The 25,514-nt window shown below is 70.4% G+C and carries 19 protein-coding genes and 1 rRNA gene; 15 read left to right on the plus strand and 5 right to left on the minus strand.

Annotation, left to right across the window (positions count from 1 at the left end):
• Positions 1 to 75: ribosomal RNA gene (locus tag ACIRSS_RS46560) — 16S ribosomal RNA — on the minus strand; the annotation flags it as partial.
• Between the two features lie 443 nt (positions 76 to 518).
• Here ACIRSS_RS46560 and ACIRSS_RS46565 point away from each other — a divergent pair.
• The 3 genes from ACIRSS_RS46565 to ACIRSS_RS46575 all read left to right on the plus strand — a co-directional run bounded on the left by ACIRSS_RS46565 (position 519) and on the right by ACIRSS_RS46575 (position 2,924).
• Positions 519 to 1,316 (plus strand): alpha/beta fold hydrolase, encoded by a 798-nt coding sequence (locus ACIRSS_RS46565; RefSeq protein ID WP_400907839.1) that lies wholly within the window; start codon positions 519 to 521, stop codon positions 1,314 to 1,316.
• Positions 1,313 to 2,074 carry an SDR family oxidoreductase gene (locus tag ACIRSS_RS46570; protein WP_400907842.1) on the plus strand — a complete coding sequence of 254 codons (762 nt, stop codon included), beginning with the start codon at positions 1,313 to 1,315 and terminating at the stop codon, positions 2,072 to 2,074. Before ACIRSS_RS46565 ends, ACIRSS_RS46570 begins: the two co-directional genes overlap by 4 nt.
• Before the next feature lie 73 nt (positions 2,075 to 2,147).
• A complete protein-coding gene (locus tag ACIRSS_RS46575; protein WP_400907845.1) occupies positions 2,148 to 2,924 on the plus strand; it encodes a heparin lyase I family protein in 777 nt (258 codons plus the stop codon).
• Here ACIRSS_RS46575 and ACIRSS_RS46580 read toward each other — a convergent pair.
• Positions 2,903 to 4,465 carry a transposase gene (locus ACIRSS_RS46580; protein ID WP_400908810.1) on the minus strand — a complete coding sequence of 521 codons (1,563 nt, stop codon included), beginning with the start codon at positions 4,463 to 4,465 and terminating at the stop codon, positions 2,903 to 2,905. The two genes, ACIRSS_RS46575 and ACIRSS_RS46580, sit on opposite strands and share 22 nt — an antisense overlap.
• A gap of 153 nt (positions 4,466 to 4,618) precedes the next feature.
• Here ACIRSS_RS46580 and ACIRSS_RS46585 point away from each other — a divergent pair, with 153 nt between their 5' ends.
• The 4 genes from ACIRSS_RS46585 to ACIRSS_RS46600 all read left to right on the plus strand — a co-directional run bounded on the left by ACIRSS_RS46585 (position 4,619) and on the right by ACIRSS_RS46600 (position 11,104).
• Positions 4,619 to 7,216 (plus strand): bifunctional FO biosynthesis protein CofGH, encoded by a 2,598-nt coding sequence (locus ACIRSS_RS46585; RefSeq protein WP_400907847.1) that lies wholly within the window; start codon positions 4,619 to 4,621, stop codon positions 7,214 to 7,216.
• A 450-nt stretch (positions 7,217 to 7,666) separates the two neighbouring features.
• Positions 7,667 to 8,524: an arpA protein gene (locus tag ACIRSS_RS46590; RefSeq protein WP_400907849.1), complete on the plus strand. Its 858-nt coding sequence runs from the start codon at positions 7,667 to 7,669 to the stop codon at positions 8,522 to 8,524.
• Between the two features lie 16 nt (positions 8,525 to 8,540).
• Entirely contained in the window at positions 8,541 to 9,365 is an 825-nt protein-coding gene (locus ACIRSS_RS46595; protein WP_400907852.1) for a class I SAM-dependent methyltransferase, read from the plus strand.
• On the plus strand, positions 9,362 to 11,104 hold the full coding sequence (locus ACIRSS_RS46600) for a choline/carnitine O-acyltransferase (RefSeq protein WP_400907854.1): 1,743 nt from the start codon (positions 9,362 to 9,364) through the stop codon (positions 11,102 to 11,104). Before ACIRSS_RS46595 ends, ACIRSS_RS46600 begins: the two co-directional genes overlap by 4 nt.
• Here ACIRSS_RS46600 and ACIRSS_RS46605 read toward each other — a convergent pair.
• Positions 11,090 to 12,004 (minus strand): alpha/beta hydrolase fold domain-containing protein, encoded by a 915-nt coding sequence (locus ACIRSS_RS46605; protein WP_400907856.1) that lies wholly within the window; start codon positions 12,002 to 12,004, stop codon positions 11,090 to 11,092. The genes ACIRSS_RS46600 and ACIRSS_RS46605 overlap by 15 nt on opposite strands.
• Positions 12,001 to 12,783, minus strand: coding sequence for a class I SAM-dependent methyltransferase (locus ACIRSS_RS46610; RefSeq protein ID WP_372670921.1), 783 nt, complete (start codon positions 12,781 to 12,783; stop codon positions 12,001 to 12,003). The genes ACIRSS_RS46605 and ACIRSS_RS46610 overlap by 4 nt, the downstream gene beginning before the upstream one ends.
• 198 nt (positions 12,784 to 12,981) lie before the next feature.
• Here ACIRSS_RS46610 and ACIRSS_RS46615 point away from each other — a divergent pair, with 198 nt between their 5' ends.
• From ACIRSS_RS46615 to ACIRSS_RS46650, 8 genes are all read left to right on the plus strand, one after another.
• A complete protein-coding gene (locus ACIRSS_RS46615) occupies positions 12,982 to 15,234 on the plus strand; it encodes a discoidin domain-containing protein (RefSeq protein ID WP_400907857.1) in 2,253 nt (750 codons plus the stop codon).
• A 17-nt stretch (positions 15,235 to 15,251) separates the two neighbouring features.
• Positions 15,252 to 17,432, plus strand: a complete 2,181-nt coding sequence (locus ACIRSS_RS46620; RefSeq protein ID WP_400907860.1) for a discoidin domain-containing protein — start codon at positions 15,252 to 15,254, stop codon at positions 17,430 to 17,432.
• Between the two features lie 86 nt (positions 17,433 to 17,518).
• Positions 17,519 to 18,526, plus strand: coding sequence for a LacI family DNA-binding transcriptional regulator (locus tag ACIRSS_RS46625; RefSeq protein WP_086856081.1), 1,008 nt, complete (start codon positions 17,519 to 17,521; stop codon positions 18,524 to 18,526).
• 238 nt (positions 18,527 to 18,764) lie between these two features.
• Entirely contained in the window at positions 18,765 to 20,141 is a 1,377-nt protein-coding gene (locus tag ACIRSS_RS46630; protein WP_400907863.1) for an ABC transporter substrate-binding protein, read from the plus strand.
• Complete coding sequence (locus ACIRSS_RS46635) at positions 20,119 to 21,093, plus strand: carbohydrate ABC transporter permease (protein WP_400907865.1); 975 nt, start codon at positions 20,119 to 20,121, stop codon at positions 21,091 to 21,093. Before ACIRSS_RS46630 ends, ACIRSS_RS46635 begins: the two co-directional genes overlap by 23 nt.
• Positions 21,090 to 21,959, plus strand: a complete 870-nt coding sequence (locus ACIRSS_RS46640) for a carbohydrate ABC transporter permease (RefSeq protein WP_400907868.1) — start codon at positions 21,090 to 21,092, stop codon at positions 21,957 to 21,959. The genes ACIRSS_RS46635 and ACIRSS_RS46640 overlap by 4 nt, the downstream gene beginning before the upstream one ends.
• Before the next feature lie 31 nt (positions 21,960 to 21,990).
• Positions 21,991 to 23,568: a glycoside hydrolase family 13 protein gene (locus ACIRSS_RS46645; RefSeq protein ID WP_400907871.1), complete on the plus strand. Its 1,578-nt coding sequence runs from the start codon at positions 21,991 to 21,993 to the stop codon at positions 23,566 to 23,568.
• A 102-nt stretch (positions 23,569 to 23,670) separates the two neighbouring features.
• Complete coding sequence (locus ACIRSS_RS46650) at positions 23,671 to 24,156, plus strand: GNAT family N-acetyltransferase (RefSeq protein WP_400907874.1); 486 nt, start codon at positions 23,671 to 23,673, stop codon at positions 24,154 to 24,156.
• Here the strand turns inward: ACIRSS_RS46650 and ACIRSS_RS46655 are convergent.
• Complete coding sequence (locus ACIRSS_RS46655) at positions 24,146 to 25,480, minus strand: LVIVD repeat-containing protein (protein ID WP_400907876.1); 1,335 nt, start codon at positions 25,478 to 25,480, stop codon at positions 24,146 to 24,148. The genes ACIRSS_RS46650 and ACIRSS_RS46655 overlap by 11 nt on opposite strands.
• Positions 25,481 to 25,514 lie beyond the last annotated feature (34 nt).

Here is a 25,514-nt window from a genome sequence, read left to right on the forward strand (position 1 = left end):
GGTTCAGCGTTCGACTTGCATGTGTTAAGCACGCCGCCAGCGTTCGTCCTGAGCCAGGATCAAACTCTCCAACAATGAACAGTTTAATCGAGGCATTTTAATGCTCTCAAAGGAACCTCATACGAGGTTCAATACATAAGCTCTACTGGCTTAGTTCACTAGCACACTGTTGAGTTCTCAAGCAACACACCCCGAGTCGCGCCGCCGTCAAGCGGCCTTACTCGAAGCGAGTTATTCCTAGCAGTTTTTGGTGGGCCACCCACTCAATCGCTTCTGCGAGAGCTTGGTTCGTGTCCCTGCCGCTCGGTTTCCCTGGCGACTTGGAGAACTTTACATGCCCCGAAAGGGCTCGAAACAGGGGGGTCCCCAAACAAGATCAGCGCAGGTCAGACCCCACGACGAAGCCCGTCTGCGGCTCAGTCTGCACCCCTGGGCCCGGGAGCGCCAGCGAAAGAACATTGCTCCGACTACATTGCGCCGCATTGCTCCGCGCCAGTGCTCCGCTTAACGTCGGCCGCATGCACCTCGCCCACGACGACCTCGGCCCGCGGGACGGGCACCCGGTCCTGCTGGTCCACGGCCACCCCTTCGACCGCTCCATGTGGCGTCCCCAGGCCGGGTACCTGGCCGAGCGGGGCTACCGGGTCGTGACACCCGACCTCCGCGGCTACGGCGACTCGGACACCGAGGACACCGGCGACACCAAGACCGGCCTCGACGTCTTCGCGAAGGACCTCGTAGAGCTGGCCGACCACCTGGGGCTGGCGAGCTTCGTCCTCGGCGGCCTCTCCATGGGCGGCCAGATCGTCATGCAGCTGGCAAACGACCACCCGGAAAGGGTCCGGGCCCTCCTCCTGGCCGACACCTTCCCCGGCCTCGACACCCCGGAAGCGAAGCAGGCCCGCTACGACACGGCGGACCGGATCGCCGAAGAGGGCATGGAGCGCTACACCGACGAGCTGCTCCCCAAGATGATCTCGAAGCAGACCCGCGCGAGCAGGCCCGACGTCGAAGCCCACGTCCGGCGCATGATGCGCAACGCGCCGCGAGACGGAGCGGCGGCCGCGCTGCGGGGACGTGCCGAGCGACCCGACTACACGCCCACACTCAGGCACATCGGCGTCCCGACCCTGGTGGTCGTCGGCAGCGAGGACGAGTTCACGCCGGTCGCCGACGCCGAGCTCATCCACCGGGAAGTGGCGACTTCGACCCTGGTGGTGATCGAGGGCGCGGGCCACCTGCCTAACCTGGAGCGCGAGACCGAGTTCGACGACGCCCTCAGTGCGTTCCTGACCGGAATAAGGTTCACCCCATGACCCAGCAGACCGTGTTCGTGACCGGCGCCAGCGCCGGCTTCGGCGACGCCATCGCGCGCCGGTTCGTCGCCGAGGGCGCCCGCGTGATCGCCGTCGCCCGCAGTGAGGACAAGCTCGAGAAGCTGGCCGGCGAGCTCGGCGACGCCGTCCTCCCGGTCACGCTCGACGTCAGCGACCCCGAAGCGGTCAAGACCACCATCGAAAACCTCCCCGAAGACTGGCGGGAGGTCGACGTCCTGGTCAACAACGCCGGGCTGGCCAAGGGCCTCGAGCCCGCCCACAAGGCCGAGCTCGACGACTGGGACCAGATGATCGCGACCAACGTCCGCGGCCTCGTCCACGTCACGCGCGCGCTGCTGCCCGGCATGGTCGAGCGCGGCCGCGGCCACGTGATCAACATCGGCTCGATCGCCGGCACCTACCCCTACCCCGGCGGCAACGTCTACGGCGCGACCAAGGCGTTCGTCCACCAGTTCAGCCTCAACCTGCGCAGCGACCTGCACGGCACCGGCGTCCGCGTGACGAACGTCGAGCCCGGCATGGTCGGCGGCACGGACTTCTCGAAGGTCCGCTTCGACGGCGACGCGGCCAAGGCCGACAAGGTCTACGAGGGCACGACCCCGCTGACCGCGGACGACGTCGCCGAGTCCGTCTACTGGGCGGCCAGCCAGCCGAAGCACGTGAACATCAACGTCATCGAGCTGATGCCGGTCGTGCAAAGTTTTTCCCCGTTGCAGATCTTCCGCGACAACTCTTGACCACCCGCGCCGGGGCAGGCAGCATCGGGTCACCGCCGTCGTTCGAAAGCACGTCCGAACTTCGGAGGTACCCATGGATTCCCTGTCCCGGCGCACGGTTCTCGCCGGCCTCGGCGCCCTCGCCACCGTTCCGCTCATCGGCACCACCGCCACCGCGGCCCCGGAAAGCGTCATCTGGGACGGCGACCCGGCGCGCGGCACCGCGGTGTTCGACGGGATCGAGAAGGAGCCCGGCAGCATCACGGTCGTCAACGACGCGACGTACGGCAAGTGCTTCCGGTACGAGACCTGGGACAACGCCGACGGCACCAAGGAACGCTGCGAGAGCCGCGGCCTCCGGCTGCCGGACGGCAGCGTCTACCGGCCCGGCGCCGGCACGCTCGGCCAGGTCCAGTACCTCGGCTGGCGGGCGAACTGGAACGTGAACCCCAAAGCGGGCAAGTGGATCGCGGTCTACCAGTTCCACATCTCCGGGGAAAGCAGCTCGCAGGCGCAGTCCGGGCCGTTCGTGCTGCGCACCCTCGGCGACGGCAAGCTGTACTTCCAGCTGACCGGGCCGAGCGGCGCGAACCAGCACATCTGGTCGGCCACGTTCCCGGTGAACACCTGGAGCACCTTCGCCATCGGCTACAAGATGTCGAGGGGCAACGACGGCTGGTGCGAGTTCTACTACAACGGCAAGCAGCAGGCGTTCTCGAACGGCCAGACCCGCTACCCCGGCCCGACGCTGTGGGGCGACCACGTCAACCACAAGTGGGGCGTCTACCGCTCCGGCGGCAACAGCGGCCACGCGACGGCCCTGCTCAACCACGCGAAACTCGGCAGCACCTACGCCGACGTCGCCGTCTGACCCAGTCCGAAGAGGTCGAGGAGCGCCTGCTGCTCCGGGTCCAGCTCGGTCAGCAGGCGCTTCGTCCGCGGGCGCCCGCCGGTGGACGGGTAGCGCAGCACCAGCTCGCCGATGCCCGCCAGCTGGTCGAGCAGCTCGCGGACGGACAGGTTCATCCCCGCTCGGTCGGCCTCGCGCCGCATCAGGTGGGTGACGGTCGCGGCGAGCACCGAGACCAGGCCGTGCGCGGCGATCCGCTGCCGCGTCCACTCCCAGCGCGGGGTCGGGCCGGTGACGGCGGGGCCGGTGAGCCAGCGGAACGTCGACTCCAGGTGGGTGCGCGCGCGGTAGGCCGTGACGACGTCGCCGATCGGCCAGTCCCGGTCCGTGACCAGCACCTGCTTGCCGAAGAACTCCTCGTCCAGCCGGGCCAGCGCGGCGGAGTCGATCCGCCGTTCCAGCCGGATCTCCCCCGGCCGGTTGCCGCTCAGCACCGCGGTGAGCACGCGCTCGATGCGCCGGCCGCGCGTCACCCGGCCCAGCTCGGCGTGCACCTGGGCGCGGTCGCCGCGGTGGGTGCCCGCGGCGAGGGCCTCGGCCAGGCCGTCCAGCTCGCGGGTCGCGGTGGCCAGCTCGTCGGCGAACGCGCGGGACTGCGCCGCGTGCAGCGTCGCCGAGTGCGTCAGGATCACCCGCCGCCGGACGCCGTCGACCACCGCGTGCGTGTCCAGCGCCGTCAGGCCGGCGAACCGCTCGGGGTCGACGCGCTTGCGGGCCGACGCGGGCTGGGTCAGCAGCTCGGGGTGGTCGGTCAGCGGCAGCGAGCCGACGAACCCGCTGCGTGAGCCGAGGTCCAGCTGGGCCGCCTGGCCGGAGTGGAAGACGAGCGTCGCCGGTCCCAGCCCCGCCATGAGCGAAGCGAACGTCGGTGCCGTGCCGTCGTCGCGCCGGTACAGCCGCGACGCCAGCGGGATGGCGCCGTCGCGCGTCACCCGCAGGCCGGCCCCGGCGAGGACGCCCTGGCACGCCGAGGGCAGGGTGCAGTCCGCCGGGGCGAACGCAGCGAACTGGGGGACGTCGACGGCGAGCGCCGCGTGGTCGTCGAGCGTCTCGAGCACCGCGGCGGCCACGGTGTCCTCGATGCCCGCGATGCGTTCCGGCGTAAGGCGTTCCAGTGCTTTCCAGATCCCGTCCACTGTGGACAGACGCGGTCGGACGAGATCGGCGGCGGGCCCCGAAGTCCACCAGTCGGGCAGCGACGTGCCGGGCGCCGTCGCCCGGTGCAGCACCGCGACCGCGAGGGTCAGCCCGAGCGACGGTTTCGCGCGCACGACGTCGTCGACGCGGCCGACGAAGTCCAAGCGCGAGAGCGTCGACCACACCGCGGCGACGTCGCCGAACGCCCGGTACGACGTCGACGCGGGCTCGCCGCCCGGGACGGCGCGGGCGATCTCCTCGGCCGTCCCGAGGTAACGCTGGGTGACCACCCGTGGCTTGCCGTCGACCCGGCCGGACTCCGCCAGGTAGTAGTACGTCCGTCCGCCGATCTTCTTCCCGACCACCGATGCCACGCTTTAGGTAATACACGTCGAGCAGCTGATCGACAACCACGGCACCGCGGTGACCTGCGACGACGATCACGTCCGGGTGGAACCGCAGCCGGGTGCGCAACACACACTGGCTGGTCGCGTGAGGACGGTCCTAGCGTGGTCGGAATGGGACCCGAACCCGACGCCACCGCCCCGACCGCCTCCGCGATGCGCCGCGCGCTCGCCCGGGCGCGTGACGGGAAGACACTGGACGTCACCGAAGCGGCCGTCCTGCTGCACGCCCGCGGCGACGACCTCACCACGCTCTCCGAGTACGCCTCCCGCATCCGCGACGCGGGCCTGGCCGAGGCCGGGCGCTCCGGCGTCATCACCTTCAGCAAGAAGGTGTTCATCCCGCTGACCCGGCTGTGCCGCGACCGCTGCGGCTACTGCACGTTCGTCACCGTGCCGGGCCGGCTCGAATCGCCGTTCCTGTCCCCGGACGAGGTCCTCGACATCGCCCGCAAGGGCGCCGAAATGGGCTGCAAGGAGGCCCTCTTCACCCTCGGCGACCGGCCGGAGGACCGCTGGAAGGCCGCTCGCGAGTGGCTGGACGCGCACGGCTACGACGACACGCTCTCCTACGTCCGCGCGATGGCCATCCGCGTGCTCGAGGAGACCGGCCTGCTGCCGCACCTCAACCCGGGCGTGCTGACCTGGCAGGACTTCCAGCGGCTCAAGCCGGTCGCACCGTCGATGGGCATGATGCTGGAGACCACCGCGACCCGCCTGTGGAGCGAGAAGGGCGGCCCGCACTACGGGTCACCCGACAAGGACCCGGCCGTGCGGCTCCGGGTGTTGGAGGACGCCGGACGCAGCTCGGTGCCGTTCACCACCGGTGTCCTCATCGGCATCGGTGAGACGTTCGAAGAGCGCGCGGACGCGCTGTTCGAGATCCGCAAGATCGCCAAGACCTACGGCGGCATCCAGGAAGTCATCGTGCAGAACTTCCGGGCCAAGCCGGACACGAAGATGCGCGCGACCCCGGACGCCGACCTCGAAGAGCTGGCCGCGAACATCGCCGTCGCGCGGCTGGTGCTCGGCCCGAAGATGCGCATCCAGGCGCCGCCGAACCTGATCGGCAGCCAGTACGACCTGATGATCCGCGCCGGCATCGACGACTGGGGCGGCGTCTCGCCGCTGACCCCGGACCACGTCAACCCGGAACGCGCGTGGCCGCAGATCGACGAGCTCGCCCGCCGCACCGAGAAGGCCGGCTTCGAGCTCAAGGAACGGCTCACCATCTACCCGGAGTACGTCAAGACCGGCGAGCCGTGGCTGGACCCGCGGATCACGCGGCACGTCGCCGCGCTCGTCGACTACGACACCGGGATGGCGCGCGAAGACGCGATGCCGGTCGGCATCCCGTGGCAGGAGCCGGACGGCGGCTGGCAGGAGTCCGGCCGCACCGACCTGCACACCGAGATCGACACCAGCGGCCGCACCGAAGACCGCCGAAGCGACTTCGACTCCGTGTACGGGGACTGGAAGGAGATCGGCGACCGGATCAAGACCGGGCCGCAGAAGTTCGACACGGACATCCTGGAAGCGTTGCGCAGCGCGGAAAAGGACCCGGCCGGCCTGTCCGACGACGCCGCGCTCGCGCTCTTGCACGCCGACGGCAAGGAGCTGGACGCGTTCACGCGGCTCGCCGACGACCTGCGCCGTGAGACCGTCGGCGACGACATCACGTTCGTCGTCACGCGGAACATCAACTTCACCAACGTCTGCTACACGGGTTGCCGATTCTGCGCCTTCGCGCAGCGTCGCACGGACGCCGACGCATACACGCTCTCGCTGGAGCAGGTCGGCGACCGCGTCGACGAGGCGTGGGCCGCGGGCGCGACCGAGATCTGCATGCAGGGCGGCATCCACCCGGACCTGCCGGGCACCGCGTACTTCGACCTCGCGGCCGAGGTCAAGCGCCGGCAGCCGGAGATCCACCTGCACTCCTACAGCCCGATGGAGGTCGTGAACGGAGCTTCGCGGACCAACCTGTCCCTTCGCGACTGGCTCATCAAGGCCAAGGAAGCCGGCGTCGACTCGCTGCCCGGCACGGCCGCGGAGATCCTCGACGACGACGTCCGTTGGGTGCTGACCAAGGGCAAGCTGCCGACGTCGGAGTGGATCAAGGTCGTGACGACCGCGCACGAGGTCGGGCTGCCGACGACGTCGACGATGATGTACGGCCACGTCGACACGCCGGCGCACTGGGTCGCGCACCTGAAGCTGCTCGCGCGGCTGCAGCGCGAGGGCCTGGAGAAGCACGGGCGACGCGGGTTCAGCGAGTTCGTGCTGCTGCCGTTCATCCACCAGAGCTCCCCGATCTACCTCGCCGGGCTGGCCCGCGCGGGAGCGACCGTGCGCGAGAACCGGGCGGTGCACGCGCTGTCCCGGCTGCTGCTGCACGGCATGATCGACAACATCCAGAGCTCCTGGGTCAAGCTCGGCGTGGAAGGCAGCCGCGCGGTGCTGCAGGGCGGCGTCAACGACATCGGCGGCACGCTGATGGAGGAGACGATCAGCCGGATGGCGGGCGCGTCCAACGGGTCGTACAAGACGATCAGCGACATGCGCGAGATGGTCGAACCGCTGGGCCGCCCGCTGGTGCAGCGCACGACGGGGTACGGCCGGCCGTCGGCCGAGCGCGTCGCCGCCGCGGAGGCGTCGGACGGTGTCGCGACGGCGGTGCGCAAGCCGCTTCTGCCGCTGTTGACGCCGTAGGACGGTAGCGGGCGCCCAGGCTCCGGGCGCCCGCTGCTTCTCCGCCGCCGCCCGCGCCTACGCCGACATCCACGCCGAGACCGACGTACGGGCCGCCGCCGTCGACCGGTCTGGCGCTTTCGGTCGGCCAGGTCGAGGTCGAGCACGGGACGTCGTACTTCGCGCGCGACCTCGGCCTGCAGGACCTGACCGTCCAGCCGGGTGGGAAGGTCGAGGCCGTCCCCGCGTGGCCGGCGACCGTCACGAGCGGTGACACGCGCACCGGCGCGGCAATCGCGGTGGTCCCGGTTCCGGGCGAGCCTGCGCAAAAGCAGCTCCCACACCGTCACCGTCAGCTCGTGGGCCACCGGGGTGGGCGCGTGACGACCCTGTGTCACCGCTCACAAACCGACGGTTGACCAGCGGGACTCTGTGCTAACTCTGGTCCTTCACCCGCCGGAAGGGACCTCGATGAGCACCTCCGTAGCGCCGCTGGAAATGGTCGACACCGACCGCTACCCGCTCACCGATCCGGGCAGTCCCGCGTGGCGCGAGACCGTCGGGCGCACCCGGGCCGACCTGGCCGACGTCGGGTGCAGCGTGCTCGCCGACTTCATCCGGCCCGGGCTGCAGGAAGCGCTCCGCGCGGAATGCGCCGCGCTCGAGCCGCACGCCTACACGAAGATCGAGAAGGTCAACGCCTACAACACGGCGATCGGCGAGCCGCTGCCCGAAGACCACCCGGGCCGCACGATCATGGAGCGCGGCAACGCCTTCGTCGCGCGGGACCGCATCCCCGCGTCGTCGATCATCGCGCGGCTCTACACCAGCCCGCTGTTCCAGCGGTTCGTCGCCGACTGCTTCGGCCTGCCGGAGCTGCACGAGCTGGCCGACCCGCTGTCCGGGCTGACGCTCAACGTGATCGCGCCCGGCCGCGCGCACCCGTGGCACTTCGACACGAACTCCTACACCGTGAGCATGCTGACGCAGTCCGCCGAGGCCGGCGGGACCTTCGAGTACTGCCCCGGTATCCGGTCCGCGGCCGACGAGAACTTCGCCGCCGTGCGGTCGGTGCTGGCGGGCGACGGCACCCATCCGGTCCAGCGGCTCGGCCTCCGTCCGGGGGATCTGCAGCTCTTTCAAGGGCGCTTCGCCTTGCACCGGGTCAGTACGGTGGAGGGTGCGATCGCGCGGCATTCCGCGATCTTCGCCTACAGCGAGCGCCCGGGGGTCGTCGGCAGCGCGGAGCGGACCAGGCAGCTTTTCGGCCGGGTCCTGCCCGCACACCTGGCCGGGCGCACCGTGCGCGGCGACGAGCTGCTCGACTAGATCAGGAGCCTGGCCTGTGCCTTTCGACTCGACCGGCAAGATCTCGTTCGACCACATCTACACCGCGCCCGACCCGCGGCCGTTCTTCGGCACGCTGCGCCGCGTCGGCTACGAAATCCCGCAGCTGGCGAAGCCGTACTTCGCCAAGCTGATCGGCGAACACCCCGCCGAGCGCCCGACCGTGCTCGACGTCGGCTGCTCGTACGGCGTCAACGCCGCGCTCCGGCGCTGCGACGCCACGATGGACGACCTCTACGCCCACTACACCGCCCCGGACGTGCGGGCGCTGAGCCACGCGGGGCTGATCGAGGCCGACCGCGCGCGCGTCGTCGACCCGGGCGGGGCGAAGTTCTACGGCCTGGACGCGTCGGCGCCGGCGCTCGAGTACGCGCTCTCCGCCGGGTTCCTCGACGAGGCGATCCACGCCGACTTCGAGCGCGACGACCCGGACAGCACCCAGCGCAAGCTCCTGGACGACGTCGACCTGGTGATCTCGACCGGCTGCGTCGGCTACGTCACCGAGAAGACGCTCTCCCGGATCGCCCGGGGCTCGCGGCCGTGGATGGCGCATTTCGTGCTGCGGATGTTCTCCTACGAGCCGGTCGCCGACAGCCTGGCCGGGCTGGGCTACGACACCGCGCCCGTCGAAGGTGTCTTCCGGCAGCGGCGGTTCGCCTCCGCCGAGGAGCAGACGCAGATCCTGGACACCCTCGACGCCGCCGGAGTCGACCCGACAGGGCTCGAATCCGATGGCTGGCTCTACGCGCAGCTGTATGTTTCCCGTCCTGAGAGCGCGGCCGAGCTGGCGGCCGTGCTGGGCAACTTCGACGAAGAAGGATGACCGTGAGCAGTCCGGAATGGTCCACCCGCACCTTCGGCAACGAGGACCGGCTCCCCCGCGTCCCCGTCCCCACGCTGGAGGACAGCGGCCGCCGCTTCCTCGAGTGGTGCGCCCCGCTGCTGACGCCGGAGGAGCTGGAGGAGACCGAAGCCGCCGTCGCGGAGTTCCTGGCGCCGGAGAGCCCCGCGCACGAGCTGCAGGCCGCGCTCGAGGAGTACGACCGCTCGCCCGGCGTGCGCAGCTGGCTCGACACGTTCTGGCCGTACCGCTACCTCGGCCGCCGCGACCGGATCGCGCTCAACGCCAACTTCTTCTTCCTGTTCCAGGACTCCCCGCTCGGCCAGGTCGAGCGCGCGGCCGAGCTGACCGCGTCCGCCGTGGACTACAAGCTGAAGCTCGACGGCGAGCTCGTGCCGCCGGTGCTCCTGCGCGGCACGCCGCAGTCGATGGTGCAGCACAAGTACCTCTTCTCGGCCACGCGGATCCCGGGCGAGCTGCTGGACACCGCGCGCACGCGGTTCCCGTCGCCCGAGCGGCACATCGTCGTGTTCTCGAAGGGCACGCCGTTCCGGCTGGACGTCCTCGCCGAGGACGGGCGCCCGTATTCGCCGGCGCAGCTGGCCGACGGGCTGCGCGCGATCCTCAAGGACGACCACGTCACCGACGTCCCGGCCGGTCCGTTCACGACGAAGGCCCGCGCGGAGTGGGCGGCTTCGCGGGCCGCGCTCCTCGAAGCGGGCAACGCCGCCGCGCTGGAGACCATCGAGACCGCGCTGTTCTGCCTGTGCCTGGACGACTTCACACCGGCAGACGCCCTCGAAGCGGGCGACCAGCTGCTGTACGGCGACAACCGTTGGTACGACAAGGCGGTCTCGCTCATCGTGTTCGAGGACGGCACCGCGGGGATCAACGTCGAGCACTGCGAACTCGACGGCACCACGATCCTCGGCTTCACCGACGCGTTGCTGAGCGGTTCGCGCGAGGACCGCGAACCGGCTGACGGCGTCCCCGGCTACGAAGTCGTCGAGTTCACGCTGACCGACGCCCTCCGCGAAGACGCGCGCGCCGCCCGAGAAGCCTTCAAGGCCTACGCGGACGCGACGGCGACGCAGACCGTGTCGTTCGACGTCGGTGCCAACCGCGCGAAGGAGCTCGGGATGTCCCCGGACGCCTTCGCGCAGATGTCGTACCAGCTCGCGCATCGCCGCGCGAAGGGCTTGACCGGCGCCACGTACGAGTCGATCGCGACGCGGCAGTTCCAGAACGGCCGGACCGAAGCCATGCGGGTCGTGACGCCCGAGGTCGTGCGCTTCGCCGACGTCATGACCTCCGACGCCTCTCGCGAAGAAAAGCGTGCCGCGTTCCGTGCCGCGGCGGCGAAGCACGTTTCGCGGGCGAAGGAGTGTCAGGCCGGGGACGCGCCGGAGCAGCACCTGTGGGAGCTGCAGCTGATCGGGAAACGCCGCGGGGACGCCGCGGACCTGGCGCTGTACTCCTCGCCGGGCTGGCTGAAGTCGCGCGACGACTACCTGAGCACCAGCTCGGCGCCGTCGGTCAACATCCAGTACTTCGGGTTCGGCTCGACGAGCCCGCAGTGCATCGGCATCGCGTACGTCCTGCTGCCGGACCGCTGGAACATCTACCTCAGCACGCCGAAGCACGTCTCGGCCGAGATGTACCGCTTCGCCGACGAACTCGCCGTCGCGGTGCGGGAGTTGCAGGAGCTACTGGCCGAGTAAGCGGCGCAACCAGGTCAGCCGGGCGGCGCGCGCTGCCCGGCTGAGCTGCGCTTCGGGCGCCAGCGAGTCGAAGCCGTGGAAGCCGCCCGGCCACACGTGCAGTTCCGCCTCGCCACCCGCCTGCCAGATCCGGCTCGCGTAGGCGACGACCTCGTCGCGGAACGTCTCCGCCGTGCCGACGTCCAGGAACGCCGGCGGCAAGCCGGAAAGGTCCTCGGCACGGGCCGCGGCCGCGTACGCCGGGACGTCGTCGAGGCCGCCCAGGTAGGCCGCCCAGCCGACGTTGTTGGCCGTGCGGTCCCACAACCCGCGGCCGTCGAGGTCGACCGCCGACGGGGTGTCGTTGCGGTCGTCGACCATCGGGCAGAGCAGCAGCTGCCCGGCGAGGGCCGGGCCGCCGCGGTCGCGGGCCAGCAACGCGGTCGCCGCCGCGAGCCCGCCGCCCGCGCTGATCCCGCCGAGCACGAGCGGGCCGGCGAACCGCTCGGCCGTCCACCGCAGTCCCGCGTAGCAGTCCTCGACCGGCGCCGGGTACGGGTGCTCGGGGGCGAGCCGGTAGCCGGGCGAGACGATCGTCAGGTTCAACTCGCCCGCCCAGGCCAGCAGGTTCGGGACGTCGGCGCCGAGGTGGCTGCCGACGATCGTGCCGCCGCCGTGCACGTAGTACAGGACGCCCGCGCTCGATTCCGGCGTCATGACCAGCAGCGGGACGTCACCCGCGTATTCTTCGGCGACTTTGTATACGGGGTATGCGACGGCCAGTTCCTCGACGGTCCGGTGCTCGGCCGCGTTCAGCTCGCGCCGGCCGGGGATGTCGTCGAGCGACGCCAGCGGCGGCCGGAGGGCGCGCAACATCTCGACGACGGGCGCCAGCTCCGGGTCGAACGGCGGCGGCGTCACGACGTCGGGTCGGAGACGACGAGGACCAGGGAGCCGTCGAACGTCTGCTGTTCGCGCAGTCGCCCGTAGCGGCGGTCCCACGTGCCGTCGTCGAGATCGTGCTGCAGCTCGGCGGCGAAGCGGTGGTGCACGCGGTCGTCGACGAAGCTCCACGCCGAGCACGACAGCCGCGCGCCCGGGTCGAGCAGGCGTTCCGGCCGCGCGTAGTAGGCCTCGTTGAAGCCGTCGGTGCAGTCGATCGGGATCGGCACGCCGACGATCGACGTGTGGCCGCCGAGCCCGTCGGCGATGTCGTCGACCGACGGGTAGCGCCGCGCCTCGGTCTCGATCACCTCGGGCGCGTAGTCGAGCAGCCAGAACCGCCGCAGCAGCGCGGGATCGCAGGTCAGGATGGCGATCGGGCCGCGGGTGACCCGGCGCATCTCCTTGAGCCCGGTCCACAGGTCGTTCCACTGGTGGACGCTGAACGTGCTCATCGCGCCCTCGAACGCCCGGTCCGGGAACGGGAGCTTTTCGGCCACCGCGTCGACCGCCGGCGGCAGGTCCGCCGGGCGCTGCGCGCGCATCGACGCGGACGGCTCGACGGCGGTCACTTCGCGGTCTTCGGGTTCGTACGCGCCGGCGCCCGCGCCGACGTTCAGCACGGTCCGCGCGTCGCCCAGCGCGTCGAGGATGTACTGGCCGATCCGGGGATCCGGCTTGCGGTAGTCGGTGTAGACCCCGCCGATCGCCCCGTAATCGGCGTCCCCCGCGCTGCCGTCCGCACGTCGCTGGCTCATGCCTGAAAACTATCAGCGCGCTCCGCCGTCGAGGGCGTTGCTCCGCGGGGCGCAACCGAACGTCGGGCATCCGGCGCAGTCGTCAATTCCTGTCGCAAACTTGCGTAAGTTCGTCCAACTATTGCGATTTCCTGTCCACGATTCGTATGATCCGGATCACAGAGGTCCCCACCTGCTGCGGAAAGGCCAGTGCCGTCCATGTCTCCCAGCTCTGTGTTCAACGCGCCCAAAATCCGTTATGGAGCATTGGCCGCGGCCGTGCTCGCCGCCGCCGGGCTCACCATCGCCGCCGCCCCCGCGGGGAATTCGGCGCTCGCCGCCGGTCGCGGTGCAAGCGTGCCCTTCGTCGAACAGGAAGCCGAAACCGCCGCGACGAACGGGTCGGTGATCGGCCCGAACCGCGCCGCGGGCACGCTCGCCGGCGAGGCGTCCGGCCGCAAAGCCGTGACGCTGTCCGGCCAGGGCCAGTACGTCGAGTTCACGCTCACCGCGCCGGCGAACTCGATCGACTTCCGCTACAGCGTCCCGGATTCCGTGAACGGGACGATCTCGCTCTACGTCGGCGGCGCCCACAACCGGGACATCGCGCTGACGTCGAAGTGGGCCTGGTACTACGGCTCGTACCCGTTCACCAACAACCCGGGTGACGGGCACGCGCACCACTTCTACGACGAGACCCGCGCGCTGCTCGGCACGTCGTACCCGGCCGGCACGAAGATCAAGCTGCAGGTCGACGCGGGCGACGTGACGCCGGCGACGATCGACCTCGCCGACTTCGAGCAGGTCGGCGCGGCGGCCACGCGCCCGGCGAACTCGGTGTCCGTCACCGACTACGGCGCCACCGCGAACGACACGAGCGACGACGCTTCCGCGTTCGACTCGGCGGTCGCCGCGGCACGCAGCCAGGGCAAGGAAGTCTGGATCCCGGCCGGCACCTTCACCCTCGGCCACCACATCACGGTCGACCAGGTGACGATCCGCGGCGCCGGGCCCTGGTACTCGGTGCTCACCGGCCCACGCGCCGGCATCTTCGGCAAGGGCGAACCGGCGAGCTGCGGGACGTCGACGTACCCCGGCAACGCGGCGGTACCCGGGACGAGCAGCGCGGTGAAGCTCTACGACTTCGCGATCATCGGCCAGGTCGACGCCCGCGTCGACTGCGACCAGTCCAACGCCATCGGCGGCGCGCTGGGCGGCGGCTCGGTCGTGCAGAACCTGTGGCTGCAGCACACGAAGGTCGGGCTGTGGCTCGACGGGCCGTTCGACGGGCTCACCGTGTCCGGCAACCGGATCCTCGACCAGACGGCCGACGGGCTGAACCTGCACCAGGGCATCAGCAACGTCACGGTCACGAACAACTTCCTGCGCAACACCGGTGACGACGGCCTGGCCATGTGGTCCGAGCACGACGCGGACCACAACAACACGTTCTCCTTCAACACCGTGCTGCTGCCGATCCTCGCCAACAACATCGCGATCTACGGCGGGCACGACAACACCGTGTCCGACAACGTCGTGGCCGACAACCAGGACCAGGGCGGCGGCCTGCACATCGCGAACCGGTTCAGCGCGGTGCCGCTCTCGGGCACCACGACGGTCGCGCGCAACACCGCGATCCGCACCGGCGTGCTCGACTCGAACTGGCAGTTCGGCGTCGGCGCGCTGTGGTTCGACGGCCGCGACTCGGCGATCACCGGCCGCGTCGACGTCAGCGACCTCGACCTGCAGGACAACAACTACGAGGCCATCCAGTTCATCGACAGCGCCACCACGGACGTGCACTTCACGAACGTCCGGATCAGCGGGGCCGGCACGTTCGCCTGGCAGATCCAGGCCAAGCCGACGGGGTCGGTGCAGAACGTCGTCGCGACCGGCGTCGGCCGGGCGGGTGTCTACAACTGCATGGGACCGGACGCGATGGCCGGCCTCGCCGACCAGGGCGGCAACTCCGGCTGGACGACGACGTACTGCGGCTCGTGGCCGACGCCCGTCTACGGCTCGGACAACGGCGGCACCACGACCACCCCGCCGCCGCCGACCACGACGACCACCCCGCCGACCGGGAACCTCGCGCTGCACAAGAACGTCAGCGCGTCGGCCTCGCAGGGCGGCTTCCCGCCGGGCAACGCGGTCGACGGGGACGCGAACTCGTACTGGGAGAGCGCGAACAACGCGTTCCCGCAGACGTTCACCGTCGACTTCGGCAGCACGGTGACCGTCTCGCGGCTGGTGCTGAAGCTGCCGCCGTCGTCGGCGTGGGGCACGCGCACCCAGACGATCTCGGTCGACGGCGTCAAAGCGGCCGCGGGCTACACGTTCGACCCGGCGACCGGCAACACCGCGACCGTCACGTTCCCGGCGACGTCGGCGCGCACCCTGCGGCTGACCTTCACCGGCAACACCGGCTGGCCCGCGGGGCAGCTGTCCGAGCTCGAAGCCTATTCCTCCTGACCAGAAAGGTGACGACGATGTCCCGCATCCCGGCTCTACTCGCCGCCGCGCTCGCCGCGTCCGGCCTGACCGTGCTGGCCGGCGGCGCGCCCGCCGCGGCCGCGACCTGCCCGACGACCGCGTCCGGCGGCGCGAGCGTGCCGTTCCGGACCGTCGAAGCCGAGTGCTCGGCGACGAACGGCTCAGCCGTCGGCCCCGACTACACCCAGGCTTCGATCGCCTCGGAAGCCTCCGGGCGGCAGGCCGTGCGCATCACGACCGGCCAGTACGTCGAGTTCACGCTGCCCGCGGCGGCGAACTCGATCAACGTCCACTACAACCTGCCGGACGGCTCGGCCGGGCGGCTTTCGGTGTACGTCAACGGGACCAAGCTCGGCAGCGGCCTCTCGGTGACGTCCCGGTATTCCTATGTGGACACCGGCTGGATCCCCGGCGCCAAGACGCACCACTTCTTCGACGACGCCCGGCTGCTGTTCGGCCAGAACGCGTCGGCCGGCGCGAAGGTCCGCGTGGCCGCGGACTCCGGTGACGTCGGCCAGGCGACCATCGACCTCGCCGACTTCGAGCAGGTCGGCGGCGCGGGTTCGCAACCGGCCAACTCCCTGTCGGTGACCGACTACGGGGCCACCCCGAACGACTCTTCGGACGACTCGCAGGCGTTCCGGAACGCGCTGTCGGCGGCGCGCTCGCAGGGTCGCGAGGTCTGGGTGCCGTCCGGGCGGTTCGAGATCGGGTCGGCGCTGCAGATCGACCAGACGACGGTCCGCGGCGCGGGCCAGTGGTACACCGTGCTGCACGGCAACAACATCTTCAACAACGGCAGCGCGTCCGGGAACATCAAGCTCTACGACTTCGCGGTGTTCGGCGACGTGACCGAGCGCAACGACGGCAGCCCGGACAACGCGTTCCACGGCGTGCTCGGCAATGGGTCGGTCGTCAGCGGCTTGTGGATCCAGGACACGAAGTGCGGCCTGTGGCTGATGAACGGCGCGTCGTCGAACCTCACCATCGAGAACAACCGCATCCTCGACACCCAGGCCGACGGCGTGAACTTCGACGGCGCCGTCACGAACTCGACGTTGCGCAACAACTACCTGCGCAACAACGGCGACGACGGGCTCGCGCTGTGGTCGAACGGCCAGGCCGACTCGGGCAACTCGCTCGTCAACAACACCGTCGTGCAGCCGAACCTGGCCAACGGCATCGCGCTGTACGGCGGGTCGAACAACACGGTGAGCGGCAACCTCGTCCAGGACACCAACGCCCTCGGCGGCGGCTACCTCGTCGCGAACCGGTTCAACTCGGTGCCGTTGTCAGGCACGGTCACGCTGTCGAACAACACGGCGCTGCGGGCCGGCGCGCTCGACCCGAACTGGCAGTTCGGCGTCGGCGCGCTGTGGTTCGACGCGCGGGACCAGGCGATCACCGGCGTCACCATCCGCGTCACCGGGTTCACCGCGATCCAGAGCCCGTACGAGGCGATCCAGTTCATCGACGGCAACGGCGCGGGCAAGCAGATCCAGGGCATCACCCTCGACGGCGTCTCGGTGCAGGGCGTCGGGACGTTCGTGGCGCAGTCGCAGACGCAGGGGTCGGTGTCGATCAGCAACCTGACGGCGTCCGGCGTCGGCGTGACCGGGACGTACAACTGCCCGTACCCGACGTCGATCCCGAAGATGACGTTCAACGGGTCGGGCAACAGCGGCTGGACCGGGACCTGGGGCGACTGCTCGACGTGGCCGGCGCCGAACTCGGGCCCGCCGCAGCCGCCGACGTCCGGCAGCAACCTCGCGCGCGGCAAGGCGATCAGCGCGTCGGCGTCGCAGGGCGGCTTCCCGCCGTCGAACGCGAACGACGGCAACGCCGACACGTACTGGGAGAGCGCGAACAACGCGTTCCCGCAGACGCTGACGGTGGACCTGGGCGCGCCGGCGTCGATCAACAAGGTGACGCTGCGCCTGCCGCCGTCCTCGGCGTGGGGCGCGCGGACGCAGACGGTGACGATCTCCGGCAGCACGGACGGCGGGACGTACACGACGCTGGTGGGTTCGCGCGGCTACGCGTTCGACCCGGCTTCCGGCAACACGGCGTCGGCGTCTTTCACGGCGACGTCGCAGCGTTTCGTCCGGCTGACGTTCACCGGCAACACCGGCTGGCCCGCGGGCCAGGTGTCCGAGTTCGAAGTGGCGGCTTCGTAGCTCGGCTGGCGACGAGCCCGTACCGGTCTACTGGACCGGTACGGGCTTGTCATACTTTTGCGCCCGGTTGCTGTAAAGTTTCACTCATGACGCGTCGTCTTGCCGAAGTCGCCCGCCAGGTCGGGGTCAGTGAAGCCACGGTCAGCCGGGTGCTCAACGGCCGGTCCGGGGTGTCGGCCAGCACCCGGGCCGCCGTGCTCACCGCGCTGGACGTGATGGGCTACGAGCGCCCCACCCAGCTGCGCGGCGAGCGGGCCCGCCTGGTCGGGCTGGTGCTGCCGGAGCTGCAGAACCCCATCTTCCCCGCGCTGGCCGAGATCATGGGCAACGCCCTCGCGCAGCAGGGGTTCACGCCGGTGCTGTGCACACGGACGGCGGGCGGGGTGTCCGAGGCGGAGTACGTCGAGCTGCTCCTGCAGCAGCAGGTGTCCGGCGTGGTCTTCGCCGGCGGGCTGTACGCGCAGGCGGACGCGGTCCACTCGCACTACCACCACCTCGTCGAGCGGCGGCTGCCGACGGTGCTGATCAACGCGGCGGTCGAGCACCTGGGGCTGCCCCAGGTGTCGTGCGACGACGCGGTCGCCGTCGAGCAGGTCGTCGGGCACCTGAGCTCGCTGGGGCACGAGAAGATCGGGCTGGTGCTCGGGCCGTCGGACCACGTGCCGTCGCAGCGCAAGCTGGCGGCGTTCCAGGCGTACGCGGCGAAGCTGGGGTTGCCGGTCCTGGACGAGCTGGTCGAGCACGGGATGTTCTCGATCGAGGGCGGCCACGCGGCGGCGGCCCGGCTGTACCCCCGCGGCGCGACGGCGGTGCTCTGCGCGAGCGACCTGCTGGCGCTGGGCGCGGTCCGCGCGGCGCGCCGGCAGGGGCTGTCGGTGCCGGAGGACATCTCGGTGGTCGGCTACGACGACTCTGCGCTGATGAACTGCACGGACCCGCCCCTGACGACCACGCGGCAGCCGATCGAGGCCATGGGGCGGGCCGTGGTGGAGCTGCTGGTGAAGCGGATCAACGGCGGTGAAGTGGCGGCGGAGGAGCTGCTGTTCGCGCCGGAGCTGGTGGTTCGGGGGTCCACCGCCCGCCGCACCGCCTGACCGCCGGCCCCGAGGGCGCGACGACTCCGGTCGGCGCGCCCTTTTTCGCGCCCGCGGGACGCCCGGGGTGAGTGACGGGTTCGAAACCCGTCGCTCGTCTTGCACTGGCGCTCGCCAGCCGTCCGCAGCCTGTTCGTAACTTGCAACTTCTCGTCGTCTTATTGCGTCGATCTGCTCTCACACTTTAGAGTGACCGCAATCACGTGACAGCCGTCGCGACCCCGAGAAGAGGCTTGAGATGAGCAGTCCCTGGTCCCGATCCGTGTCCCGCCGCACGTTGTGCCTGCTCGCCGCGGGCGGCCTGGCCCTGGGCCTGGCCGCCTGCGGTGACGGTGACACCGCCGCCCAGACCGGCGGCAAGGTGAAGATCACGGTCACCGGCCAGCCGCCGACCAGCCAGCCGTTCGAGCGCGGCGTGTTCGACGCCGACGTCAAGGAGTTCGAGGCGTCCCACCCGAACATCCAGATCGAGCCCCACGAGGGGTTCATGGACCCGAAGACGTTCTCCGCGAAGCTCGCGGGCGGGCAGCTCGAGGACGTCTACTACGTCTACTTCACCGACCCGGCCCAGATCATCGCGCGGCACCAAGCCGCCGACATCACGGAAGCCGTGAAGAGCGTCCCGCACGTCAACGACATCAAGCCGGAGCTGCTGGACAACTTCCGCGACGCGAACGGCAAGCTCTACGGCCTGCCGACGATGAACTACACGATGGGCCTGCTCTACAGCCGCCCGCTGTTCCAGAAGGCCGGGCTCGACCCCGACAAGCCGCCGGCGACCTGGGACGAGGTCCGCGCCGACGCGCAGAAGATCGCCGCGCTGGGCAACGGCGTCGTCGGGTACGCCGACTACAGCAAGAACAACCAGGGCGGCTGGCACATGACCGGCTGGATGTACTCGATGGGCGGCGACATCGCCCGCAAGGACGGCGACAAGTGGGTCGCCGACTTCAACAACGAGAAGGGCAAGCAGGCTCTGCAGTACCTGCACGACATGCGCTGGACCGACAACTCGATGGGCGCCAAGCAGCTCCTCGAAGCCACCGACGTGCAGCGCATGATGGGCGCCGGCCAGCTCGGCATGTACATGGCCGCCCCGGACAACGTTCCCGTGCTGGTCAAGCAGTTCAACGGCAAGTACGAGGACTACGGCGTCGCCGGCATGCCCGGCGGCCAGGGCACGCTTCTCGGCGGCGAAGGCTACATGATCAACCCGAAGGCCTCGCCGGAGAAGGTCAAGGCCGGCCTCGAGTGGATCCAGTGGAAGTACCTCAACCCGGACCGCTTCGAGAAGCACATCCAGCAGTACGTGGACGGCAAGCAGCCGGTCGGCCTGCCCGCCGAGCCGACCCCGGACGTCTGGACGGGCTCGGTCCGCGAGCAGCAGCTGGCCCTGAAGGCCAAGTACGCCAACGTTCCCGCGAAGAACTACCAGTCCTACGTGGACACGACCAGCAAGATCAAGGGCAGCATCGAACCGCCCAACGCGCAGCAGATCTACGCCGCGCTCGACAGCGTGATGCAGGCCGTGCTGACCGACCAGAACGCGAACCTCGACCAGCAGCTGTCGTCCGCGTCGTCGAAGGTCAACAGTGTCCTCGCCCAGGTCAAGTAGCCTGCTCGCCTGGCCCGCGACGGCTTCGTCGCGGGCCAGGCGGCCGGTCGCCTCCCCGGAAGAACGCCGCCGGACCCGGCTCAAGCGCAAGCTCAAGGAGAACCTCACCGCGTACGGCCTGCTCTGCGCCGCGCTCGTGGTGTTCGCCCTGTTCTCGTGGTACCCGATCATCCGCGGGGTGCTGCTGAGCTTCCAGCAGGTCGACTTCGTCAACGCGCCGACGTGGGTCGGGTTCGACAACTTCCGGCGCCTGTTCGAAGACCCGCTGTTCGGCGTCGCCTGGCGCAACACGCTGCTGTTCACCGGGCTCGCGCTGGTCTTCGGGTTCGCCGTCCCGTTCCTCACCGCGGTGCTGCTCAACGAGATCCGGCACGCGAAGGCGTTCTTCCGGCTCGCCGTCTACCTGCCGGTGATGCTGCCGCCGGTCGTGACGGCGCTGATGTGGAAGTGGTTCTACGACCCGGGTCCCGGCCTGTTCAACTCCGCACTCGGCGCGGTCGGCCTGCCCGGCGGCCAGTGGCTCGATTCGAGCAGCACCGCGATGCTGTCGCTGGTCTTCGTCTCGACGTGGGCCAACATGGGCAGCACCACGCTGATCTACCTGGCCGCGCTCGGCACGATCCCCGGCGAGCTCTACGAAGCCGCGGAGCTGGACGGCGCCGGGCTGTGGAAGCGCCTGCGGCACGTCACTTTCCCGCAGACGCGGTTCGTCCTGCTGGTGCTGCTCCTGCTGCAGATCGTCGCGACCATGCAGGTGTTCACCGAGCCGTACGTGATGACCGGCGGCGGACCGGACGACTCGACGGTCACCGTGCTCCTGCTGCTCTACCGCTACGCCTTCGTCTACAACGACTTCGGCTCCGCGAGCGCGATGAGCCTGCTGCTGTTCGTGGCGCTCGGCGTGTTCTCGGCGTGGTACGTCCGGCTGACGCGGAAGGCGGACCAGTCATGAGGACCCTCGTTTCGCCCAGCGCGTTGCGCAGCCCGCGCGGCAAGGTCGTCTACGGCGTCGTCTTCGCGTGCACGCTCGCGATCTTCATCCTGGCCTTCATGTTCCCGCTCTACTGGGCGGTCACCGGGGCGCTGAAGTCACCGCAGGAACTGGCCGCGACGCCGGCGACGCTCGTCCCGCACGAGTGGCACCCGGAAACCTTCGGCGACGCGTGGAGCCAGCTGAACCTGGGCAAGTACTTCCTCAACACGCTCGTCGTCGCGGGCGGCGCGTGGCTGGCGCAGCTGGCCATCGACGTCCCGGCCGCGTTCGCGCTGTCGAAACTGCGGCCGAAGTTCGGCAACGTCGTGCTCGGGCTGATGCTGGCCACGCTGATGCTGCCGGCGACGGCCCTGCTCGTCCCGACGTACGTGACGGTGACGGACCTGCCGCTGGTGCACCTCAACCTGATCAACTCGCCGACCGCCGTCTGGCTGCCGGCGGCGGCGAACGCGTTCAACATCTACCTGCTGAAGCGGTTCTTCGACCAGATCCCGGACGAGCTCATCGAAGCCGCGCGCATCGACGGCGCCGGGCCGGTGCGCACGCTCTGGCGGATCATCCTGCCGATCTCGCGGCCGATCCTGGCCGTGGTGTCGATCCTCGCGGTGGTCACCGCGTGGAAGGACTTCATCTGGCCGCTGCTGGTGTTCCCGGACACCGAAAAGCAGACGCTCTCGGTGATGCTGCAGCGGGTGGCGATCGACATGCCGCTCAACGTGCTCGTCGCCGGGATGGTGCTGGCCAGCCTGCCGATGGTGGCGCTGTTCCTGGCGTTCCAGCGGCAGATCCTCGCCGGGCTGACCGCCGGCAGCATCAAGGGCTGAGGCCTTCCCAACAAACAGGAGGGGCACTTTCGTGACCGACAAGACCGGCTGGTGGCGGAGCGCGGCGATCTACCAGGTCTACATCCGCAGCTTCGCGGACGGCAACGGCGACGGCGTCGGCGACCTCGCCGGCGTCCGCGCCCGGCTGGACCACCTGGCCGACCTGGGGATCGACGCGATCTGGTTCACCCCGTGGTACCCGTCCCCCATGGACGACGGCGGCTACGACGTCGCCGACTTCCGCGACATCGAACCGCTCTTCGGCACGCTCGCCGAGGCCGAGGAGCTGATCGCCGAGGCCCACGCCCGGAACATCCGGGTGATCATCGACATCGTGCCCAACCACTGCTCCGACGAGCACCGCTGGTTCCAGGCCGCGCTGGCCGCGGGCCCGGGATCGCCGGAGCGGCAACGGTTCTGGTTCCGGCCCGGCCGCGGCCCGGACGGCAGCGAACCGCCGAACAACTGGAAATCGCGCTTCGGCGGGTCCGCGTGGACGCGCGTGCCCGACGGCGAGTGGTACCTGCACCTCTACAGCTCCCGCCAGCCCGACTTCAACTGGGACAACCCCGAGATCCGCACGGAGTTCGAGGACGTGCTGCGGTTCTGGTTCGACCGCGGGGTCGACGGCTTCCGCATCGACGTCGCCGACGGCCTGGTGAAGGACCCGGCCCTGCCGGACGTCGAAGAGGGCGACGAGACGCCGTTCTCCGACCAGGAGGGCCTGCACGAGATCTACCGCTCGTGGCGCAAGATCGTCGACAGCTACCCGGGCGAGCGCGTGCTGGTCGGCGAGATGTGGCTGGCGGACATGTCCCGCGCAGCGCGCTACCTGCGCCGCGACGAGCTGCACTCGGCGTTCAACTTCGACTTCCTGGTCTGCCCGTGGGACGCGGCGCGCTTCCGCGACGTCATCGACCGGACGCTGCGGGCGCACGACGAGGTCGGCGCGCCGGCGGCGTGGGTGCTGTCGAACCACGACGTCACGCGGCACGTGACGCGGTACGGCCGGCGGGGCGACACGGGATTCAGCTTCGCGAACCGGCTGCACGAGCTGCCGGTGGACCTCTCGCTCGGTACCCAGCGGGCGCGGGCGGCGGCGCTGCTGACGCTGGCGCTGCCCGGCGGCCTGTACGTCTACCAGGGCGAAGAGCTGGGGCTGTGGGAGATCCTGGACATCGCCGACGAGCTGAGGCAGGACCCGGTGTGGGCCCGCACGAACGGCGCCGACCCGGGCCGCGACGGCTGCCGCGTCCCGATCCCCTGGTCGGGCGACGAGCCCCCGTTCGGCTTCGGTTCCGGCGGCGCGTGGCTGCCGCAGCCGGCGGAGTGGAAGGCGTACACGGCCGCAGCCGAAGCGGCGGATCCGGACTCGATGCTGTCGCTGTACCGAGCGGGCCTGCGGCTCCGGCGCGACCTCCCGGCGGGCGCGCTGGAGTGGCTGTCGCTCGGCGAGGGCGTGCTGGCGTTCCGGATCGGGACGGAGTTCACGTTCGCGCTGAACTTCTCGGCGGCGCCGGTGCCCCTCCCCGCGGGTGAGGTCGTCCTGGCCAGCGGCCCGGTGACGGAGTCCCTGCCGACGGACACGGCAGTCTGGCTGCGCGGCTGAAGACGCACCGGAGGCCGTCGCCGGGTCAACCCGGCGGCGGCCTCCGGTGGATCAGCCGGAAATCGCTTTGCGCCCCCCGCCGCGATTCGCGATGGTCGGGCGGTGCCCGAACCCCGCTTGGCCGTCCCCGGCGCGTGCTGTCACGCGTCGTTCCTCGACGCCCTGCGCGAGTACCACGACGAGGGTCTGCACACCGACCTCCGCCCGGAGGTCCTGGCCGACCCGGCGGAGTTCCGGCGCTGGGCAGCCGAAGCCGTCGCGCCGACGCGCCGCGAGTACTGGTGGGTCGCCGGCGCGCACTTCCTCGGCCGGGCCCGGCTCAACCTGCGGCTCACCGAAGAGCTGACCGAGTTCGGCGGCCACATCGGCTACGACATCCGCCCCACGGCCCGCGGCCGCGGGCACGCCACCGCACTGCTGCGGGCCGTCCTGAGCGCGGCGCGTGGCGCGGGCATCGAGCGGGCCCTGCTGACCTGCGCCCCGGACAACCACGCCTCGCGCCGCGTGATCGAGCGCAACGGCGGCGCTTTCGCCGACGTCAGCTCGGCCGGGCGCCTGCGCTTCTGGTGCCCGACCGCTACTTCGTGAGCTGCAGGATGTCGATGCCCCGCGCGTTATCAGCCACGTAAACGTACTTCCCGTGCCAGTAAGGCGCCCACGCGCTCGCGTCACCCGGGCGGTAGTACGCGATCTGACGCGGGTTCGTCGGGTCGCTCACGTCCAGGAAGCGCGTGCCCTGCGAGTAGAACGACTGCACCAACACCTTGCCGCGGACGTCGAAGTAGTGCGCCGAACAGTCGTCCGAGGCCGGGTCGCTGCCCTCCTGGCCGTTGACGCTCCACGTGCCCACGCTCTGCAACCGGAACGGCTGCGAAGGCGTCGAACGCCACCCCTCGCCGTGGTACGAACCCGCCAGCGACGAGATCGTCAGGACGCCGTCGCCCGCGCAGCCGTCGACGAAGTTCTCCTCCGTCGCGTAGATCAGGTCCTGGCCGCGCCACGCGCCGTCGCCGATGCGGTGGCCCGCCGGGTGGAAGCTGTTGTGCATGAAGCGCGAGGGCGCCGCCGTCTCGGCGATGCCGCCACCGGCGTACGGGATCGGCTCGTGCGCCGTCGCGCGGCGGATCTTCCCCGCGACCGGGTCGCGGTGGACGCCGGACGTCCAGTACCCGCGCACGCCGCCGCGACCGGACACCCAGGCCACGCCGTCCTCGTCCACCTGGACGTCGTGGACGTAGTCGGTCTTGCCGTCGTTGCGGGCCAGCTCGATGGGCTGCGGGTTGACCTTCGGGTGCCGCGGGTCGCGCACGTCGGTGACCCAGATCGGGCGCCCGCCCCAGTCGGCGGGCTGGTCGTCGGCCTTCGCCGGGCCGCCGGTCCACAGGTAGCGGCAGCCGTCGACGCAGCTGGTCGTGTGGCCGGCCGGGACCTTCGTGTAGCTGAGGATCGCCGGGGCCTCGGGCTTCGAGACGTCGACGACGTAGATGCCGGACTCGCCGGTGTGCGTCGTGCCGCCGAACGCGCGCGGGTCGCGGGACAGGAACACCAGCTTGCGGTTCTGGTCGACCTCGGTGTCCTCGGTCTCCCACAGCCCCGGCAGGCTGACCTGCCCGACCAGCTTCGGCGCGGCCGGGTTCTTCGTCAGGTCGTAGACCTTGAGCCCGAACTCGCCGGACACGACCATGACGTCGCGGCGGCCGTAGTCGAGGAAGTTGACCGAGATGGCGCCCGCGGCGTCCGGCACGCTGCCGACGGCCTTGACGTTCTTGATCGCCCCCGGGACGCCCAAGGTGCGCGCGGCCGGGACCGCGGGTTTGTCGTCCTCCCCGCAGGCGGCGGCCGGCAGCCCGGTCGCGACCAGCGTGGCGCTGACGGTGACGGCGGCGAAGCACGACCGGAGCCAGGTGCGCACGAAACCTCCCAGAACGCGTGTCCAGCGAACGGTA

Origin of the sequence: Amycolatopsis sp. NPDC101161, assembly GCF_044768185.1 — a bacterium.
GTDB lineage: Bacteria > Actinomycetota > Actinomycetes > Mycobacteriales > Pseudonocardiaceae > Amycolatopsis.

Bases quoted from the DNA above. Each gene is read 5' to 3' on its own strand.
- ACIRSS_RS46615 (WP_400907857.1), top strand. From the start codon at position 12,982: ATGTCTCCCAGCTCTGTGTTCAACGCGCCCAAAATCCGTTATGGAGCA.
- ACIRSS_RS46575 (WP_400907845.1), top strand. From the start codon at position 2,148: ATGGATTCCCTGTCCCGGCGCACGGTTCTCGCCGGCCTCGGCGCCCTC.
- ACIRSS_RS46620 (WP_400907860.1), top strand. From the start codon at position 15,252: ATGTCCCGCATCCCGGCTCTACTCGCCGCCGCGCTCGCCGCGTCCGGC.
- ACIRSS_RS46640 (WP_400907868.1), top strand. From the start codon at position 21,090: ATGAGGACCCTCGTTTCGCCCAGCGCGTTGCGCAGCCCGCGCGGCAAG.
- ACIRSS_RS46610 (WP_372670921.1), bottom strand. From the start codon at position 12,783: ATGAGCCAGCGACGTGCGGACGGCAGCGCGGGGGACGCCGATTACGGG.
- ACIRSS_RS46600 (WP_400907854.1), top strand. From the start codon at position 9,362: ATGACCGTGAGCAGTCCGGAATGGTCCACCCGCACCTTCGGCAACGAG.
- ACIRSS_RS46585 (WP_400907847.1), top strand. From the start codon at position 4,619: ATGGGACCCGAACCCGACGCCACCGCCCCGACCGCCTCCGCGATGCGC.
- ACIRSS_RS46625 (WP_086856081.1), top strand. From the start codon at position 17,519: ATGACGCGTCGTCTTGCCGAAGTCGCCCGCCAGGTCGGGGTCAGTGAA.
- ACIRSS_RS46590 (WP_400907849.1), top strand. From the start codon at position 7,667: ATGAGCACCTCCGTAGCGCCGCTGGAAATGGTCGACACCGACCGCTAC.
- ACIRSS_RS46630 (WP_400907863.1), top strand. From the start codon at position 18,765: ATGAGCAGTCCCTGGTCCCGATCCGTGTCCCGCCGCACGTTGTGCCTG.
- ACIRSS_RS46565 (WP_400907839.1), top strand. From the start codon at position 519: ATGCACCTCGCCCACGACGACCTCGGCCCGCGGGACGGGCACCCGGTC.
- ACIRSS_RS46570 (WP_400907842.1), top strand. From the start codon at position 1,313: ATGACCCAGCAGACCGTGTTCGTGACCGGCGCCAGCGCCGGCTTCGGC.